This window comes from Methyloceanibacter sp. (assembly GCF_035650995.1).
Lineage (GTDB): Bacteria > Pseudomonadota > Alphaproteobacteria > Rhizobiales > Methyloligellaceae > Methyloceanibacter.
Genome location: NZ_DASRGO010000006.1, coordinates 16,411 through 34,695, shown reverse-complemented (window position 1 = coordinate 34,695; position 18,285 = coordinate 16,411). Strand labels below are relative to the sequence as shown.

13 protein-coding genes and 1 pseudogene are annotated in these 18,285 nt (G+C 64.8%); 12 read left to right on the top strand and 2 right to left on the bottom strand.

All coding sequences use genetic code 11. The annotated features are described in order from the left end of the window. Positions 1-296, bottom strand: a pseudogene (locus VFB18_RS00510) (NAD(P)/FAD-dependent oxidoreductase); the annotation flags it as partial. Positions 297-637: 341 nt separating this feature from the next. Between VFB18_RS00510 and VFB18_RS00505 the strand changes: the two are divergent. The 11 genes from VFB18_RS00505 (at position 638) to atzF (ending at position 17,183) form a co-directional block, all read left to right on the top strand. Further along, entirely contained in the window at positions 638-2,254 is a 1,617-nt protein-coding gene (locus VFB18_RS00505; RefSeq protein WP_324970319.1) for an APC family permease, read from the top strand. A 103-nt stretch (positions 2,255-2,357) separates the two neighbouring features. Further along, entirely contained in the window at positions 2,358-3,554 is a 1,197-nt protein-coding gene (locus VFB18_RS00500; RefSeq protein ID WP_324970318.1) for a cytochrome P450, read from the top strand. Positions 3,555-3,644: 90 nt separating this feature from the next. Further along, complete coding sequence (locus VFB18_RS00495; protein ID WP_324970317.1) at positions 3,645-6,644, top strand: hypothetical protein; 3,000 nt, start codon at positions 3,645-3,647, stop codon at positions 6,642-6,644. Between the two features lie 203 nt (positions 6,645-6,847). Next, a complete protein-coding gene (locus VFB18_RS00490; RefSeq protein ID WP_324970316.1) occupies positions 6,848-7,855 on the top strand; it encodes an ABC transporter substrate-binding protein in 1,008 nt (335 codons plus the stop codon). 25 nt (positions 7,856-7,880) lie between these two features. Further along, positions 7,881-8,858, top strand: coding sequence for an ABC transporter permease (locus VFB18_RS00485; RefSeq protein WP_324970315.1), 978 nt, complete (start codon positions 7,881-7,883; stop codon positions 8,856-8,858). 10 nt (positions 8,859-8,868) lie between these two features. After that, complete coding sequence (locus VFB18_RS00480; protein ID WP_324970314.1) at positions 8,869-9,795, top strand: ABC transporter ATP-binding protein; 927 nt, start codon at positions 8,869-8,871, stop codon at positions 9,793-9,795. A 34-nt stretch (positions 9,796-9,829) separates the two neighbouring features. Further along, positions 9,830-10,318, top strand: coding sequence for a nickel-responsive transcriptional regulator NikR (gene nikR / locus VFB18_RS00475; RefSeq protein WP_324970313.1), 489 nt, complete (start codon positions 9,830-9,832; stop codon positions 10,316-10,318). A gap of 49 nt (positions 10,319-10,367) precedes the next feature. Continuing rightward, a complete protein-coding gene (locus VFB18_RS00470) occupies positions 10,368-11,102 on the top strand; it encodes an urea amidolyase associated protein UAAP1 (RefSeq protein ID WP_324970312.1) in 735 nt (244 codons plus the stop codon). After that, positions 11,099-11,746 carry an urea amidolyase associated protein UAAP2 gene (locus VFB18_RS00465; protein ID WP_324970311.1) on the top strand — a complete coding sequence of 216 codons (648 nt, stop codon included), beginning with the start codon at positions 11,099-11,101 and terminating at the stop codon, positions 11,744-11,746. Before VFB18_RS00470 ends, VFB18_RS00465 begins: the two co-directional genes overlap by 4 nt. A gap of 1 nt (position 11,747) precedes the next feature. After that, positions 11,748-15,362, top strand: a complete 3,615-nt coding sequence (gene uca, locus VFB18_RS00460; RefSeq protein ID WP_324970310.1) for an urea carboxylase — start codon at positions 11,748-11,750, stop codon at positions 15,360-15,362. A 3-nt stretch (positions 15,363-15,365) separates the two neighbouring features. Continuing rightward, positions 15,366-17,183, top strand: coding sequence for an allophanate hydrolase (gene atzF, locus VFB18_RS00455; protein ID WP_324970309.1), 1,818 nt, complete (start codon positions 15,366-15,368; stop codon positions 17,181-17,183). Here atzF and VFB18_RS00450 read toward each other — a convergent pair. Further along, positions 17,180-17,335, bottom strand: a complete 156-nt coding sequence (locus VFB18_RS00450) for a DUF3309 family protein (protein WP_324970308.1) — start codon at positions 17,333-17,335, stop codon at positions 17,180-17,182. The two genes, atzF and VFB18_RS00450, sit on opposite strands and share 4 nt — an antisense overlap. A 178-nt stretch (positions 17,336-17,513) precedes the next feature. On the opposite strand from VFB18_RS00450, the gene VFB18_RS00445 reads away from it, so the two are divergent. Next, a complete protein-coding gene (locus VFB18_RS00445; protein WP_324970307.1) occupies positions 17,514-18,206 on the top strand; it encodes a PRC-barrel domain-containing protein in 693 nt (230 codons plus the stop codon). The last annotated feature ends 79 nt before the right edge of the window (positions 18,207-18,285 follow it).

Below are 18,285 nucleotides of genomic sequence, written 5' to 3'. Positions count from 1 at the left end.
GGCGGATAGGAAGGAATCGGCTGCTTGAAATGATGGTCGAAGGTGTAGTCGGCGAACTCGAGACACTCCTTCGGCCCGTTCGACCAGAGATACCGGTACATGCTGCAATGCACCGGCTCGCCATTCTCGTCGAGACCCGTGCGCCAAGTGTAGTTCCACAACCCGCCCCAATCGCTCTGCTTCTCGTAGCAGACGATCTCGGGGATGCTCGCACCCTTCAGCTTTGCCTGCTGGAACGCACGCATTTGGCCGAGGCCGCACGGCCCCGCGCCGATAATGGCAACACGAACTGTCATGACCTCACTCCCTCGCTCGTCCCGGACGCTCGTTGTCGGCGTTGCTCGACGGCGTGGCCAAACCAATTCGCCGTCTGGCGGTGCCATTCTAGACCAGTGCTGGACCACTTTGTCAAAGTAAAGCGGATTGGTATTGTCCTAAGTCAGCAAGCGGTCTAAGCTTTCATCGCCGAAAAAGTGCAACGGCGAAGCAATATTGGAGCGCGGTGACGAGACCACTTTGGGCACATTAGCGGAAGACCACTTTGGGCTCATGGTCTAGGGCTGCGCATCTCATGTCTGCATCGCTGTGTTTGGCGTTAGGCATGATGTGTCGTCATTCGTGAAGCCTGGGGGTGGCAATGAGCACCGCAATAACAGCTGAGAGCGTAGAAGGCGCAGGGTTAAGCCTACACCGCAAGATCGATTGGACGGGCGCGTTTTGGGTTGCGAGCGGCGTTCCGGCGCTCGTGCTTTTCTCAATCGGCGGCATCGCCGCCACGGTGGGCAAGGCGTCCTGGTTGGTTTGGACGATTTCCATCATCTTCGGTTTCATCCAGTCCTTCACCTACGCGGAAATCGCGGGTCTCTTCCCGGGCAAGTCGGGCGGAGCCTCGGTTTATGGCGCCGTCGCTTGGGTCCGTTACGCGAAGTTCATCGCCCCGACCTCGGTTTGGTGCAACTGGTTCGCCTGGTCGCCTGTGCTCGCGATCGGCTCCGGTCTCGGCGCGGGCTATATTCTCAGCCTCTTCTTCGCGCCCGATGCCACCATCAACACCTGGCAGCTCACCTTGCTCGATCTCGGCGCGGTGAAGGAAGGGCTGACGCTTCGCATCAATGCGACCTTCCTCATCGGTCTCGTGTTGATGCTGGCGTGCTTTGCCATTCAGCACGGCGGCATCCTGCGCTCGGCGCGCGCGACCATGATCATGGGCGTGGCGGCGATGCTTCCCCTGATGCTGATCGGCATCGTGCCATTGGTCACCGGCGATCTCCCGCGTGAGAATTTCCTTCCCCTCGTTCCGCTCGGCCACGATGCCGCCGGCAATCCCATCGACGGCGCTTGGGACAAGGCCGGCTGGATCCTCTTCTTGGGCGGCCTGTTCATCGCCGCCTGGTCGACCTACGGCTTCGAGACGGCGGTCTGCTACACGCGCGAATTCAAGAATCCCAAGCAGGACACGTTCAAGGCCATCTTCTATTCCGGGCTTGTCTGCCTCGCCGTCTTCATTCTTGTGCCGCTGTCCTTCCAGGGTGCTCTTGGCCTGTCGGGAATGCTCGCCCCCGACATCTATAGCGGCATGGGCGTCGGCAAGGCGATGGCGAACATGATCGGTGGAGGGCCCGTCATCGAAACCATCGTGGCCATCCTCCTGATCTTCGCCCTGATGCTGACGATCATGACGGCAATGGCGGGTTCCTCGCGCACGCTCTATCAGGCGTCGGTCGACGGATGGCTGCCGCGCTATCTGTCACACGTCAACGAGCAGGGCGCGCCCACCCGCGCGATGTGGACCGATCTCACCTTCAACCTGATCCTGCTCATGATGTCCGACTACCTGTTCATCCTGGCAGCGTCGAATGTCGGTTACATCATCTTCAACTTCCTCAACCTCAACGCCGGCTGGATCCATCGCATGGATCGGCCGAACTGGGAGCGGCCCTACAAGGCGCCCACGATTCTGCTCGCGATCGGCGGCGTGCTTGCCTATGTCAACGCCGCGCTCATGGGCGCCGGCGCCGATGTGTGGGGGGCTCACACGCTGTGGACCGGGCTCATCTTCGCGGCCCTGATCATTCCTGTGTTCCTGTTCCGCCACTACATCCAGGATAAGGGCGTGTTCCCCAAGGACATGGTTGAGGACATGCATCTCGGAAAGGAAGAGCGCGTCGAGAAGCGTGCTGGAATGCTTCCTTATCTGGCGCTCGCCGCGGGCGTCGTGATCGTGCTGGTCACGCACTGGTGGGCCACGAGCTAGGCGCGCGAACCGCAAACGGCTAGGGCTCCGGCCACGGGTTCACCCTCACCGTGGCCGGAGTCCCTTGCCTAAGACCAGCGTCCCGCCGGCGCGGAGGACGCCAATGAGCCTGGTGGACGCCGTCGATATCCCCTTTCTCGAGCTCTCCGATCCCGCCTTTTCGATCCGCTCGCAGCAGGTGCGCGAGGCGCGCGAGCGGAGCTGGTATGCACACACGCCCTACGGGATCGCCGTGTTGCGCTATGACGACGTCGGCAAATTGCTGCGCGATCCGCGCCTCCGCCAGGGGAGCCATGCTTGGCCTGCCCATAACGACGTGACCGGGCTCTTTGCCGATTGGTGGCTGCGCATCGTGCTCAACCGGACGGGGGAGGACCATGCACGGCTCAGGCGGCTCGCGAGCCCCGCCTTCTCGCCCAAGCTCGTCGTCCCGCTTCAGCCCCGCTTCGCCGAGCTCGCCGACGAGATCGTCGATGCGTTCGCCGCGAGCGGCCGCTGCGATTTCGTGGCCGAATTCGCCGAGCCCTATGCCACCCGCGTCATCTGTCTTCTGCTCGGCCTCGACCACAGCGAATGGCGCACCCTTGCCGACAATGTCGCCGATATGGGGCTCGCCCTCGGCGTGACCTTCAAGCAGGACGTTGCCAAGATCGACGCAGGCACCGCCTCCTTGTTCGACTTTGCCCACCGCGTGATCGAGGAACGGCAAACGCGCCCGCCGGGCGACGATTTCCTCTCTAAGCTGCTCCAAGCCAACGAGGACAAAGACACGCTCGGCGATCAGGAGCTCTACGACATGGTCGTGCTCGCCATCTTCGGCGGCATCGACACGACGCGCAATCAGCTCGGGCTCGCCATGAGCATGTTCATCGAGCATCCTGAGCAATGGCGGCTTCTCGCCGCCAGGCCCGAACTCGCCAGGAGCGCAGTCGAGGAAGTGATGCGCGTCCGTCCGACGGTGACGTGGATCACGCGCGAGGCGACCGAGAATTTCGCGTATCGCGACCTTCACATCGCACGCGGCACCACGATTCACCTCTTCTCCGAATCGGCGGGCACCGACCCGCGCGTCTTTCCGCCGGGCTTCGACATTACCGCCGAGCGCAAGCCGCATTTCGGCTTCGGCGGCGGGGTGCACCATTGCCTCGGCCATGTCATCGCCCGCGCCGACATGACCGAGGCCCTGAAGGTGCTCCCGCGCCGTTTGCTTAGTCCGCGTTACGACGGCGAGCCCATCTGGCTGCCCGACAGCGGCAATACCGGCGCCGTCGAGCTGCCGATTGCCTTCGACGGCTCCTGAAGCCGGTCGATCTTCGGGATACGCATCGTTATAAGTCTTCGCTTAGAGTGACCCCGCCTTCGCGGTCACGTCCCACCGGTGCTCGAAATCATGCGGCCAATCCTCAGTCCTGCCGAAGCACTCGGCCTCTCCGGCGCAACGCTCGAAGCGCGCATCAGACGCGCCGCAAACCATGTGACCGATGCGGCCTTCGCGCGCATCGACGAGCGCCTTCGCGCCGACGCGCGGGCGAACCTGATGGTCTACGAGCACGAGGGCGTCGAGGAACCTATCCGCCTCATGCTCCGTCCGCTGCTCGTGATGCAGGAGCAGTTGAGCTACGTCCACCACGTCTGCCTTCAGCTGATCGAGGCGCTCAAGCGGGTCCCCGATCTCTATCTCGCCGACGAGCGCATCAGGAAGATCCTGGCCATCACGCCCGACGAGGAGCGCTGGTTCCGCGACAGCTGGACGGAGGCCCACAGCCGTTTCAATTCCATCTACGGCCGCCTCGACGCGGTGTGCGATTTCACCGGCGCGGGCTGGCAGGACTCGCTCCATTTCATGGAGCCCAACCTGTCGAGCGTCGGCGGCATCCACTTTGCGCCGGTCGCCGAGCAGCTCGTCATGCGCGACATCATGCCGACCCTGCTCGGCCACGATCCGGGACTTGTCGTCGAAATGCCGCGGGATCAGCGCGACCTGTTCATCCAGGTGTTGATCGACCATGCCCGCACCATCGGACGCGAGTCGTGCCAGCTCTGTTTCGTCGAGGCCAAATACGTCCATGACGGCCCCAACGAGCAGTCGGTGCTGAGCGACTACCTCTCGCGCCGGCACAACCTCACCATCGCTCACGCGGATCCGCGCGAATTGCGCGCCGAAGGCGACGAAGTTTACTACGAGGACGTGCGCATCGACGTGGCCTATCGCGATTACGAGCTGCGCGAACTCATCGCACTGGAAAAGGAAATCGGGCGTCCGCTCGACGCCATGCGCCTCCTGTTCCGGCAGAACCGGGTCGTGTCCTCGATCGTCGGCGACTTCGACCATAAGAGTTGTTTCGAGATCTTGAGCGACCCGGTGATCGGCGAGCGCTATTTCAGCGCCGATGACCGCAGGCTGTTCCGCCGCCACGTGTTGTGGACCCGCGTGGTGGGCGATCGCCGCACGACTTTGCCCGACGACAGGGAAGGGGACCTGCTTGAGCACGTGCGCAAGAACCGCGAGCTGCTCGTGCTCAAGCCGAACCGCGCTTATGGCGGAACCGGCGTCATGATCGGCCCCGCGACCGAGCAAGGGGCCTGGGAAGAGGCCATCGAGAAGGCGGTCGTACTCGCCGATGATCCCGAGCAGTCGTGGGTAGTGCAGAGTGCGACGCGGCTTCCGGTGCATGAGTTTCCTGTGGTCGGGCCGGATCGCCGCATTTTCGGCGAGCCATTCTATGCGGTGATGGGCTTTGCCGCGACCGAGAACGGTCTCGGCACCATGTGCCGCGTGTCGCAGAAGCAGGTGGTCAACGTCGCGCAGCGTGGCGGCCTTGCTGCGGTGCTCGAGGCCGAGGCGCCGACCGAGCTTCGCATCCCGAAGCGCCCGGTGAGCCGCTCCGAAGCCTTGGAGCAGTCGCTCCGCGCGCAGATTTCCGAGCTGAAGCATCTCGACCACACCATCGCCCTGCTCGATTGGGACGAGGAGACGATGCTGCCGTCCGGAGCGCGCGGCGAGCGGGGAGAGCAACTCGCCACGCTCGAAGGCATCCGCCACGCGCTGCTCGTATCCGATCGTCTCGGCGATCTGGTCGAGGACGTTGCGGCGCAGGCTGACGGCAACGAGAAGCTCGCCCGCGAACTCTACCTGCTGCGCCGATTGCGGCGTCACGCACTCGCTCTGCCCGAGGACTTGGTACGCCACTTCGCCAACGCCAAATCGCAGTCGCTCGGCGCCTGGGAGGAGGCGCGCAAGAAGGACGACTATGCCGTCTTCGCGCCGGCCTTCGACCGGCTGCTTGCGCTTCTGCGCGAGCGGGCCAATGCCCTCTCCGGCGGGTCTGAGCCTTACGATGCCTTGCTCGACGAGCACGAGCCCGGCATGAACCGCTCGCGTCTCGATCCCGTGCTCGACGAGGTGCGGGAAGCCCTGGTGCCTCTGGTGCGCGCGGCCGACCCGCGTGCGGGGCGCCTACGCGGCGCCCATCGCTTCGCCGAGCCCGGCCAATGGGAGCTGTGCCGCAACCTCCTCGCCGCCATGGGCTTCGCTTTCGAGCGCGGGCGCCTCGACCGCTCGACCCATCCCTTTACCCTCTACGCCGGCGCAAACGACGTGCGCCTCACCATCCGCGTCGACGAAACCGACCTTCCGTCGGCGGTGCTGGCCGCGCTGCATGAGGGCGGGCACGGCCTCTACGATCAAGGCTTCGATCCCGCCGATCGCGATACGCTCCTTGCCGAGGCGCCGAGCATGGGCCTCCAGGAAGCGCAGGCGCGGCTCTGGGAGAACCATGTCGGCCGCAGCCACGCCTTCTGGGAACACGTCTTCCCGAGGTTGCAGAAACTCTTTCCCGATGCGACGAGGGGGCTTAACCCGGAAAGCTTCTACCGCGATGTTAATGTCGTGCGGCCCGGGCTGATCCGGGTGGCGGCCGACGAAATCTCCTATCATCTGCACATCGTGCTCAGATACGAGCTCGAAGTGGCGCTGATTTCCGGTTCTCTCGGCATCGCCGATCTGCCGGCGGCGTGGAACGAGCGCAGCGCATCGCTGATCGGCGTCCGTCCGCAGTCCGCTCGCGAAGGGGTGCTGCAAGACGTGCACTGGTCGCTCGGCATGTTCGGCTATTTCCCGACCTATACGCTGGGCAGCCTGTACGCCGCGCAGCTCGCCGAGACCTATGCGCGCAATCACCCTCTCGACGACGAGATCGGACGCGGCGAGTTCGGCGGCCTCCTGTCGTGGCTGCGCGCCAACATTCATCGTCTGGGTCAGCGCTTCTCGACCGAAGAGATCATCGAGAAGGCGACCGGCGGCGGTCTCGATACCGGCGCCTTCTTCCGCCACATCGAGCGCAAAGGCCTTTCCGCAAGGCCGAAAGAGGCGGCGCTCAGCTCCGGCTAGCGCAAGGCCGCATCGCTCGCCGACCGAATTTGACTGAAATTTAGGCGGGCGCGCGTCACGGCCGCCCGCATCGCAGGCAACGCGTTTGGCGGGCGCGCCTGCCGCGAAACGATTCTCTTTTCCTTTCAGTCGGCTCCCGCTCCGGCACATCGCTTGCAGAGCAGTATTACGCTTTTCGTCGTTCGTAATAACGGGAGACCTTGATGCGCCGCACGCTGATCAGATCTTCGCTCTTCGCTCTTGCCGTGACGCTTGCCGCCTTTGTCGCGCGGCCGGCTTCGGCCGAGCCGCTGACCATCGGCTACAGCGACTGGCCGGGCTGGGTCGTCTGGCAGATCGCCATCGACAAGGGCTGGTTCAAGGAAGCCGGGGTCGACGTGAACTTCCAGTGGTTCGACTACTCGGCCTCGATGGAAGCCTTTGCCGCCGGGAAGCTCGACGCGGATTTGATGACCAACGGCGACACCCTGGTGACCGGCGCCGGCGGCGCCAAAGGGATCATGATCCTGGCCACCGACTATTCGAACGGCAACGACCAGATCGTGGCCAAACCCGGCATCAAGACCGTTCCCGAGCTCAAGGGCAAAAAGATCGGCGTCGAGATCGGCCTCGTCGATCATCTGCTCATTCTCAAGGCGCTCGAACTGAACAAGATGACCGAGAAGGACGTCGATCTCGTCAACACCAAGACCAACGACACGCCGCAGGTTCTGGCTTCCGGTCAGGTCGACGCCATCGCGGCGTGGCCGCCGAGCGCCTATCTCGCCCAGAAGGCGCTTCCCGGCTCAAAGCCGATCTTCACCTCCGCCGAGGCGCCGGGTCTCATCTACGATGTGCTTTCCGTGTCGCCGGCAAGCCTCGCGGCGCGCAAGGACGACTGGATGAAGGTCATTTCGGTCTGGGACCGCGTGGTCAAATACGTCAACGATCCCGCCACCCAGGACGAGGCCATCAAGATCATGGGTCAGCGCGACGGGCTTACGCCCGAGGAGTTCAAGCCCCTGCTCAAGGGGACTCGCCTGCTCACGCTTGCCGAGAACAAGAAAGTCTTCGAGAAGGGTTCTGGCCTCGATTCGATGTACGGCTCGAGCAAGGTCTCCGACGACTTCAACGTCGCGAACGGCGTGTACAAGGAGCACCAGGACGTCGACGGCTATATCGACCCATCCTTGGTCGAGGCCGTGAAGCCGATGGCCTCGGCGGCGCCTTAGCCGGATTCCGCGGGCGCCGGCGACGATGACGCTTCAGCCCAAGAAATGGTTTCAGGTGCTGAGGCCAATCTCGCCGCGCGCCAATCTCGTCGTCGGCTGCCTGTCCTTCGTCGTGCCGCTTTTGATCTGGGCTCTGGTCAGCTATGTGCCCTGGATCTGGCATCCGCAGGTGCGCATCACCGATCCCGGCTCGGTCGACTATCTCCAAATCGGCATGCGCATGGCCAAGGATGCCTTCGCGAGCGAGGTCGCCGACGCGCTTGCGCAGAACCGCAAGCCGCCCGAAGGCGTGCCTGCCAATCCCATCTATCTGCCGGCTCCCCATGAGGTCGCGCGCGCTCTCTATACCTCTTTCACCACGCCTCCCGCCTCGCAGGACGGCAACTGGCTGCATCAGAGCCTTTGGCATTCCATTCAGATCATCTTCTGGGGCTTCCTCATTTCCTCGGCGATCGGCGTGCCTCTCGGCATTCTGTGCGGCACCTACGCCGCGTTCGCGCGCCTCAACGAGCCGTTCATCGAGTTCTTCCGCTATCTGCCGGCGCCCGCCTTCGGCGCGCTCGCTGTCGCCATTCTCGGCATCTATGACGGGCCCAAGATCACCATTATCGTCATCGGCACCCTGTTCCAGCAGGTTCTGATCATCGCCAACACCACGCGCAAGCTCGATATCGGCCTGGTCGAAGCGGCGCTTACGCTCGGCGCCAAGGATGCACGCAAGTTGCTCTCGCGCGTGGTCATTCCCGGCATCCTGCCCGACCTTTACCGCGACCAGCGCATCCTTCTCGGCTGGGCCTGGACCTATCTGATCGTCGCCGAGCTGATCGGCACGATGTCCGGCATCACCTGGTTCATCACCCAGCAGGCGCGCTACCAGCATTTCGACAACGTCTACGCCGCCATCATCATCATCGGCATCATTGGCCTAGGCACCGACATGCTGCTCGCGCTCCTGGGGCGCAAGCTGTTCCCGTGGGACCGGTCCCTGGCCAAGACGGCGTGAGGGGAGGGGCATGAACCAGCTCGTCGTCCCGCGCTCCTTGCCGTCCTACCTCGATCAGTCCCAAGCGGTGCGGGAGCGCTTCGCCCGGCTCAAGGCGCGCGATGTCATCCTCCGGGTGAAGGATCTGTCCAAGACCTTCGTCACAAGCGAAGGATCCACCCTTGCGCTCAAGGACATCAACTTCTCGACCCACCGCCGCGAGTTCCTGTGCATCGTCGGTCAGTCCGGCTGCGGCAAGTCCACTCTGGTGCGCATTCTCGCCGGTCTCGAAGAGCCGAGCGCGGGCGAAGTGCTGCTCGAAGGCAAGCCCGTCGCCGGGCCCGGCAGCGATCGCGGCATGGTGTTCCAGAGCTACACCCTGTTCCCGTGGCTCACGGTCAAGAAGAACGTGATGTTCGGCCCCGAGGTCAACGGCTACGGCAGGGAAGTCGCCGAGCGCGAGGCCCTGCAATGGCTTCAGCTCGTCGGCCTCGAAAAGTTCGCCGACTGCTATCCCCACCAATTGTCGGGCGGCATGAAGCAGCGCGTCGCCATCGTCCGCGCGCTCGCCAACCAGCCGCGCATCCTGCTCATGGATGAGCCGTTCGGCGCGCTCGACGCCCAGACGCGCTGCCGCATGCAGGTTCACCTGCTCGAGATCTGGCGCAAGATCGACATCACCATCGTGTTCATCACCCACGACCTCGACGAGGCGATTTTTCTCGCCGACCGCATCCTCGTGCTTTCGGCCCATCCCGGCCAGGTGCAGGAGCTGATCGAGGTGCCGGTGCCACGCCCGCGCAGCACCGCTCAGTTAATTTCGCCCGAGTTCATCGCCACCAAGGCGAGGCTCGAGGAGCTCATCCATCAGCACGCGCCGCACGCCGGCGAGGACGAAGACGCCGATTCCTATCCCGTCATGCCGCGGCTGACCGAAGTGACCGACAACGTGGAGTGAAAACGCCGATGACGTCAGCCTGTGGGAGCCGCGCATGAGCGTGTCAGCGCAAGGGCGCAACCGGCCTGTCAGCCGCATCTCGATCTCGCTGCCGGAGAACCTGCTGCGCGATCTCGACCGCATGGTGAAAGAGCGCGGCTTCGACAGCCGTTCGCAGGCTGTCAACGAGATGTTGCACAATGCTCTCACCGAGCACTGCAACGACGTCGGCGACGACGTCATGGTGGGCATTATCGCGCTGTTCTACAACAACGCGGTGCGCGGCCTGCAGAAGCAGTTGGCCGACCTCCAGGTCCGCTACATCGACGAAGTCATCAGCTCGCTGCACGTGCACCTCATGGACAACAAGACCATGGAGGTGGTCCTCGTGCAGGGACCGGCGCGCACGTTGCAGATGATCGCCGACGAGATGACAGCGCAGCGGGGCGTCATCTCCGGACGCATCCATTTGGTCGCGGCGCTCATCCCGCAGGTTCACCCCTTCATCGACAAACCCAGGCTCGCGCGAGAGAGGGTGTCATGACCGGAGGCGAGGGACGAACGGCGACCGTCTCGCGGCACGGAGACGCCGAATGACGACGTTGATTTCGTCGGACACGCTGCCCGCAGGGAAGCATTGGTCGCTGGTGATGTGGCTCAACAACCGCCTCAAACTCACCGACCTCGAAGGTGGCGCCAATGTCGGCATGCTGTTCTTCAATCCGCTCAATCTGCTCGAGCGCTACAACGCGCCCGACACGCTGAAATGCCAGCACACGTTCAAGCTTACCTCCGGCCACTGCCTCTATTCCGATATGGGGCGCATCGTCTGCTCGATCGTCGCCGACAGCTTCGGCTGGCACGACACCGTGTGCGGCAATACGACCAAGGCCTCGACGGCAAGGAAATGGGGCGAGACGAGCTACCAGGCGAACCGCAACGACTGGCAGCAGAACGGCCATGACAGCTTCCTGGTGGAAGCCGCCAAATACGGGCTCGGACGGCGCGATCTCCCGGCCAACGTGAATTGGTTCAGCAAGGTCGTCGTGGCAGATGACGGCACTCTCTCGCTTGATCAGAGCGCAGCTAAGGCAGGCGCCTCGGTCGAGCTTAGATTCGAGATGGACACCCTCGTCCTGCTCCATACCTGCCCGCACCCGCTGAACGCCTCGCCCTCCTATCCGCGCAAGCCTGTGCGCTACGAGATCCTTGAGGGACCGCCCGCCGCCAAGGACGATCCGAACCGCTTGTCGGCGCCGGAAAACCTGCGCGGCTTCGAGAACAACCGCATCTACCAGGCCGGCTGCTGCGCGGGAGGGCATCGATGACCGTCGAGAGCCCGCTTGATCCGGCGGCCGCCCGTTACCGCAAGGTCGTGCCGGCCGGAACCTATTGGATCGGCGTCGTGCGCAAGGGCGAGACCTTCCGCATCGTCGATCTCGAAGGCAACCAGGCGGTCGATACGCTGTTCTACAACGCCGACGACCCGGCCGAGCACTACTCGGCGTCGGATACGATCCGCGAGCAGCGCAACATCTATCTCGGCGCCGGCACCGTGCTGATGTCCGACCTTTGCCGCCCGCTGCTCTCCATCACCGCCGATACCTGCGGCCGTCACGATACGCTCGGCGGCGCCTGCTCGACCGAAAGCAACACCGTGCGCTACGCGCTCGAGAAGAAGACAATGCATGCCTGCCGCGACAGCTTCCTGCTCGCCGTCGCCGAGAACGACCATTACGGCCTCTCCAAGCGCGATATCGCCCACAACATCAATTTCTTCATGAACGTGCCGGTGACGCCCGACGGGAGGTTGGAGTTCGCCGACGGCGTCTCGGCGCCCGGCAAATATGTCGAGATGGTCGCCGAAATGAACGTGATCGTCCTCATCTCCAACTGCCCGCAACTCAACAATCCCTGTAACGCCTACAACCCGACGCCGATAGAGGTCGTGATCTGGAGCGCGGCGAGCTGACATGTTCCGCAAGGTGCTCATCGCCAATCGTGGCGCCATCGCTTGCCGCATCATCCGCACGCTCGACCACATGGGCATTGCGAGCGTCGCCGTCTATTCGGAGGCCGACCGGCACTCGATGCATGTCGCAAGGGCAGGGGAGGCTGTCGCCATCGGCCCGTCGCCCGCCGCCGAAAGCTATCTCAGGATCGACGCCATCATCGCTGCCGCGCTGAAGACCGGCGCCGAGGCGATCCATCCGGGTTACGGTTTCCTGTCGGAGAACCCGGAGTTCGCCGAGGTCTGCGCGCGATCGGGCCTCGTGTTCATCGGCCCGCGGCCAGAGCACATGCGCGCCTTCGGGTTGAAGCACAGAGCGCGCGAGCTTGCCCTTCAGGCCGGCGTTCCGCTCGCGCCGGGATCGGGGCTGATCCGCGACCTCGCCCATGCCGAAGCCGAGGCTGCGCGCGTCGGCTATCCGGTGATGATCAAGAGCACGGCCGGAGGAGGGGGGATCGGGCTTCAGCTCGCCGCCACCCCCGACGACCTTGCCCCCATGGTCGAGCGCGTCGAGCGGCTCGCGCGCAACAATTTCAAGGATGCCGGGCTCTTCCTCGAGAAATATGTCGAGCGTGGCCGCCACGTCGAGGTGCAGATCTTCGGCGACGGTGCGGGCAACGTGATCGCGCTCGGCGAGCGCGACTGCTCGGCGCAGCGGCGCAATCAGAAGGTCATCGAGGAGACACCTGCGCCGAACCTTCCCGAGGAAACGCGCGCCGCGCTGTGGGAAACCGCCTGCCGCCTGTGCCGCTTGGTCGATTACGCGAGCGCCGGCACGGTCGAGTATCTCTACGATTCCGCGACCGGAGAGTTCTACTTCCTCGAGGTCAACACTCGCCTCCAGGTCGAGCACGGGGTGACCGAAGAGGTCTGCGGCATTGACCTCGTCGAATGGATGGTGCGGCAGGCGGCTGGCGACATGGCCCCGCTCGACCAAAGGAGCATCAGGCCGAAAGGCGCCTCGATCGAGGTGCGGCTCTATGCCGAGGACCCGGGCCGCGACTTCCGCCCGAGCTCAGGCCTCCTCACCCATGTGGCCTGGCCCGAGGGCGCGCGCGTCGAGACGTGGGTCGAGAGCGGCTCGGAGGTTTCGCCGTTCTACGATCCCATGCTTGCCAAGATCATCGTGAGCGGCGGAACCCGCGCCGAAGCCTTGAGCAAGCTGCAAGCGGCCCTGGACGCGACGGAAATCGGCGGACTCGAGACCAATCTCGATTATCTCCGCCAGCTGTCGCGCCTCGATATTCTCGCGCGGGGCGAGATGCTCACCCGGACGTTGCAGGACGTCGTCTATCGCCCGAACACCATTGAGGTTCTTGCGCCGGGCACGCAGACGACGATCCAGGACTGGCCGGGCCGGCTCGGCTATTGGGCGATCGGCGTTCCGCCCTCTGGTCCGATGGACGATCTCTCCTTCCGCCTCGCCAACCGGCTCCTCAACAACGAGGAAGGCGCCGCCGGCATCGAGACCACGCTGTCGGGACCGACGCTCAAGTTCAACACCGATACCGTCATCTGTCTTGCCGGGGCTGAGCTTGCCGCGACGCTCGACGGCGAGCCGGTCGCCTATTGGCAGCCGCTTCCTGTCAAGGCCGGACAGGTGCTGAAACTCGGCAACGTCACCGGCCCGGGCGTGCGCGCCTATATCGCCGTCACGGGCGGCATCGACGTGCCGCCCTATCTCGGCAGCCGCTCGACCTTCACCCTCGGCAAGTTCGGCGGCCACGGCGGGCGGACGCTCCGCGCGGGCGACGTGCTGCATGTCGGGAAGGCGTGCGGCAACGGCGGCATGACCCCGCTCGATCCGAAGCTCAAGCCGCGCCTTACCCATGACTGGGAGATCGGCGTGCTTTATGGCCCGCACGGCGCGCCCGATTTCTTCGCGCCCGGCTATATCGCGACGTTCCTCGCCGCGGATTGGGAGGTTCACTACAACTCCAACCCGACCGGCATTCGCCTGATCGGGCCGAAGCCCGTCTTTGCGCGCGAGGACGGCGGCGAGGCGGGTCTGCACCCGAGCAACATCCACGACAACGCCTACGCCGTCGGCACCGTCAATTTCACCGGCGACATGCCGGTGATCCTCGGGCCCGACGGCCCCTCGCTCGGCGGCTTCGTCTGCCCCGCCACCATCGTCAAGGCCGAGCTGTGGAAGATGGGTCAGCTCAGGCCGGGCGACAAAGTCCGCTTCAAGCGGCTTTCGCCCGACGAGGCCGCGCGAAAACTTGCCGAACAGGACGCCGCGATCGCTAAACTTGAGCCCGCCGCCTCGCTCCCGGTCCGGCCGCTACACTGGCGGAACGGCATCGACGACTGCATCGTGGCCCGGCGCGAGGCGACGGCCGCGCGCCCTGCCATCGCCTATCGCCGCGCCGGTGATTCCTATCTCCTGCTCGAGTATGGACCGATCGTCCTCGACCTGGCCTTGCGCTTCCGGGTGCACGCGCTGATGCAGGCGGTCGAGAAGGCCGTCGCTTATGGGCGGCTCCCGGGGATCGTCGACCAGACGCCCGGCATCCGCTCGCTCCAGATCCACTACGATCCCCGCAAGCTTGCGCTCGACGATCTGATCGAGCAGCTCCTTCTCATCGAGGACGAGCTCGGCGACGTCTCCGACATGGAGGTCTCCTCGCGCATCGTGCATCTGCCGCTGTCGTGGAACGATCCGGCCGTTCAGGCGACCATCGACAAATATATGAAGGGGGCGCGCGCGGATGCCCCCTGGTGCCCCTCGAACATCGAGTTCATTCGCCGTATCAATGGCTTGGATTCGATCGATGAGGTGAACCGCATCGTCTTCGAGGCGACCTATCTCGTGCTCGGGCTGGGCGATGTCTATCTCGGCGCCCCGGTCGCAACCCCCATCGATCCGCGCCATCGCCTCGTCACCACGAAATACAATCCGGCTCGCACCTGGACCCCCGACAACGTCGTCGGCATCGGCGGCGCCTATCTTTGCATCTACGGCATGGAAGGGCCCGGCGGCTATCAGCTGTTCGGGCGCACGTGCCAGATGTGGAACACCTACCGCGCGACCGAAGCCTTCGAGCCGGGCAAGCCGTGGCTCCTGCGCTTCTTCGACCGCATCAAGTTTTATCCCGTCTCGGGCGACGAGCTGCTCGCGTTCCGCGACGCCTTCCTGCAAGGCAAGGCCCATATCGCGACCACGCCGGGAACCTTTCGCCTCAAGGATTACCTCGCCTTCCTCGACGAGAACGCGGCGAGCATCCGAGCCTTCAAGAGCCGCCAGCAAGCGGCCTTCGAGGCCGAGCGCGCCCGCTGGCGCGAGGAGGGCGCGAGCACGAGCCCTGCCGCCGCAGTGATCGAGGAGGCGAACGGCTTCAGCCTCGTGCCCGACGGGGCGACCGCGATCGAAAGCCCGGTCCCCGGCAGCGTGTGGAAGATCCTCGTCGAGCCTGGCCACGCAGTCAGCGAAGGCGATACCCTCATCATCGTCGAATCGATGAAGATGGAGATCGCCGTCTGCGCGCCGTCGAGCGGGCTCGTGCGCGAGGTTCGCTGCGCCGAGGGAAGGGCGGTCGAGCTCGGCCAGGCGCTCATCATCATGGCCGAGTAGGCCGTGACCCTCTCGCTCGACATCGCCAATCTCGCGCGCCTCTACGGCTCGGGCGAGGCGGCGCCGGAATCGATCGTCCGCGAGGTCTACGCGCGCATCAGGGCGAGGGCCGAGCGTCCCGAGTGGATCACCCTCGTCGAGGAGTCCGTGGCGATGGCGAAGGCGCGAAAGGCGCCGCGCGGGCCTCTCTACGGCATCCCCTTCGCGGTCAAGGACAACATCGATGTCGCGGGTCTCCCCACCACTTGCGCCTGTCCTGCCTTCGCCTATGTCGCCGAGCGGTCGGCGACGGTGGTCGAGCGCCTCGAGCAGGCGGGCGCGATTCTCATCGGCAAGACCAACCTCGATCAGTTCGCCACCGGCCTGAACGGAACACGCACTCCCTACGGAATTCCGAGGAGTCCGTTTAATCCTGACTATATCTCCGGCGGTTCGAGCTCGGGCTCTGCCGTGGTTGTGGCGGCAGGCCTTGTGTCCTTCGCGCTCGGCACCGATACCGCGGGCTCAGGCCGTGTCCCGGCTGCCTTCAACAACATCGTCGGGCTGAAGCCGACCAAAGGCCTCGTCTCGATGCGCGGCGTGGTCCCCGCCTGCCGCACACAGGATACGGTATCGGTCCTCGCCTTGACTGTGGCCGATGCCGCCAAGGTGGCCGAAGTCGCGATCGCCCGCGATGACGAGGATGCCTTCGCCCGTCCCGGCGCGCCGCCCTTCGCTGTAGAACCCGTTCCGGCTGCGCTCAAGATCGGCATTCCGCAAGGTACGATTCCATTTTTCGGGGACGCCAACTACGAGCGGCTCTATCGCGCCGCCATCGAGCGCGCCGCCTCGCTCGGCGCCGAGATCGTTCCCATCGACTTCACCCCCTTCGCCGAAGCTGCCGCCATGCTCTATGGCGGCCCGTGGGTCGCCGAGCGTCTTGCCGCGGTCGGCGGGCTCCTGGACCGCAATCCCGGCGCCATCCACGAGGTGGTGCGCGGCATCCTTCTCGGCGCTCGCGGCAAGACGGCGGCCGGCACGTTCGAAGCCTTTTACGCGCTTGCCGAACTGATCCGCGCGGCGAAAGCCGAATGGGCGAAGATGGACGTTCTCCTGCTGCCGACCGCAGGCACGACCTACAGCGTCGCCGCGATGCTCGCCGATCCGATCCGCCTCAACACCGCGCTCGGCGCCTACACCAATTTCGTCAACCTCATGGATCTCGCGGCGACGGCGGTGCCGGCCGGCTTCAGGTCTGACGGCATTCCCTTCGGCGTGACGCTCATCGGCCCCGCTCTATCCGACGGCATGCTGGCATCGCTTGGCGATGCGTTGCATCGTTTGCTTGTCGGCGCGCGCCTTGGCGCGACCTCCGTTCCCCTGACCGCTGCGCCTGCCGTTAGCGTCAAAGCTCCCTCGGGCAGGACGGTCAAGGTTGCGGTGGTCGGGGCCCATCTTTCCGGCCAGCCGCTCAACGTCCAGCTGCTCGAGCGCAAGGCAAGACTTGTCGAGACGACGCGCACGGCGGGCGGCTATCGCCTCTATGCGCTCGCTGGCGCCACGCCGCCTAAGCCCGGGCTCGTCTTCGACGGCGAGGGCCCGGGCGGCATCGAGGTCGAAGTCTGGGAGATGGACGAGACCGCGTTCGGCTCGTTTGTCGCCGCGATTCCTCCGCCGCTCGGCATCGGCACGCTGACGCTTGCCGATGAAAGCCGCGTGAAGGGCTTTCTCTGCGAGGCTTACGCGACGCAAGGCGCCCAAGACATCACCGGCTTCGGCGGCTGGCGCGCGTGGCTCGCGCGTTCGGCCGGCGGCAAGCAGCAAAAGACGCGAACGGCCTAGATTCTGCCGAGCAGGACCAGAATCAAGACCACGATGAGAATTGTGCCGAGAATTCCGGCGGGAGCGGGTCCCCACGCGGCGCTATAGGGCCAACTGGGAAGCGCGCCGATCAACAATAGAACGAGAATGATCAGAAGAATTGTTCCGAGCATGACTGATCTCCGGGTTTGCTTGCCGCAATAACGCAAGACTTGCCGATCGGTTCGCAACCACGAGATCACGCCGAGCGCGCGGCCCCGTGTTTCGCCGGAACATTCCGCCGCTTGTGACGTTCGCCCCGTACCCTGCCAAAGGGCGGGCAAAGAACTCAACTAGCCTCGGAGTAACCCCATGAAGCATCTTCTTGCATCCACAGCGCTTGCGCTTTTGCTCGCGGGCGCTCCGGCTCTTGCCGCAGACGATGCGGTCGAGCCGAACTCCGCTCAACCCGACCTCATGCAGCCGCCGGCACCTGAGCCTGGCGGGGCCGCCTTGGCTCAGCCGGGCATGACTGAACCTGGCGCGGCTCAGTCGGATGCCGCTCAGCCTGGCCTCGCTGCGCCAAGCGCCGCCCAGTCCGAGCCGGCCGAGCCCAATGCGGCCAAGCCCGATCTCGCTCCGCCTAGTGCCGCTCAGTCCGAGCCGGCTGAGCAGCCCGGTGCCGCTCCTAGCGGTCAAGCCGCGGCGCCTTCGGACGAGACGACGGCGCGTTCCGATATCGGGTTGCTGCCTGGTGGCGCGCTTCCCATCAGCGACTATTACAATCAGAGCGTCTACGACAACCGCGAGACGAGTATCGGCACCGTCAACGACATGCTGCTCGATGACAGCGGCAAGATCAACGCCGTGATCATCGGCGTCGGCGGCTTCCTCGGCGTCGGCCAAAAATATGTCGCGGTGCCCTTTACCTCGCTCAAGGTCGCGGAGAAAGACGGCAGCCGCTACCTCGTGCTCGAGACCACCAAGGAGGCGCTCCAGACTGCGCCCGGCTACGTCTACGATAGCGGCAAGAAGGTCTGGGTGCCCGCGCCCAAACAAGGCTAAGGCGGGACTGATGCCTGAAACGGGCCGGACCGCAAAGCCGGCCCGGTTCTTTTTCGCGTTCAGAGTCTGACGGACGGCG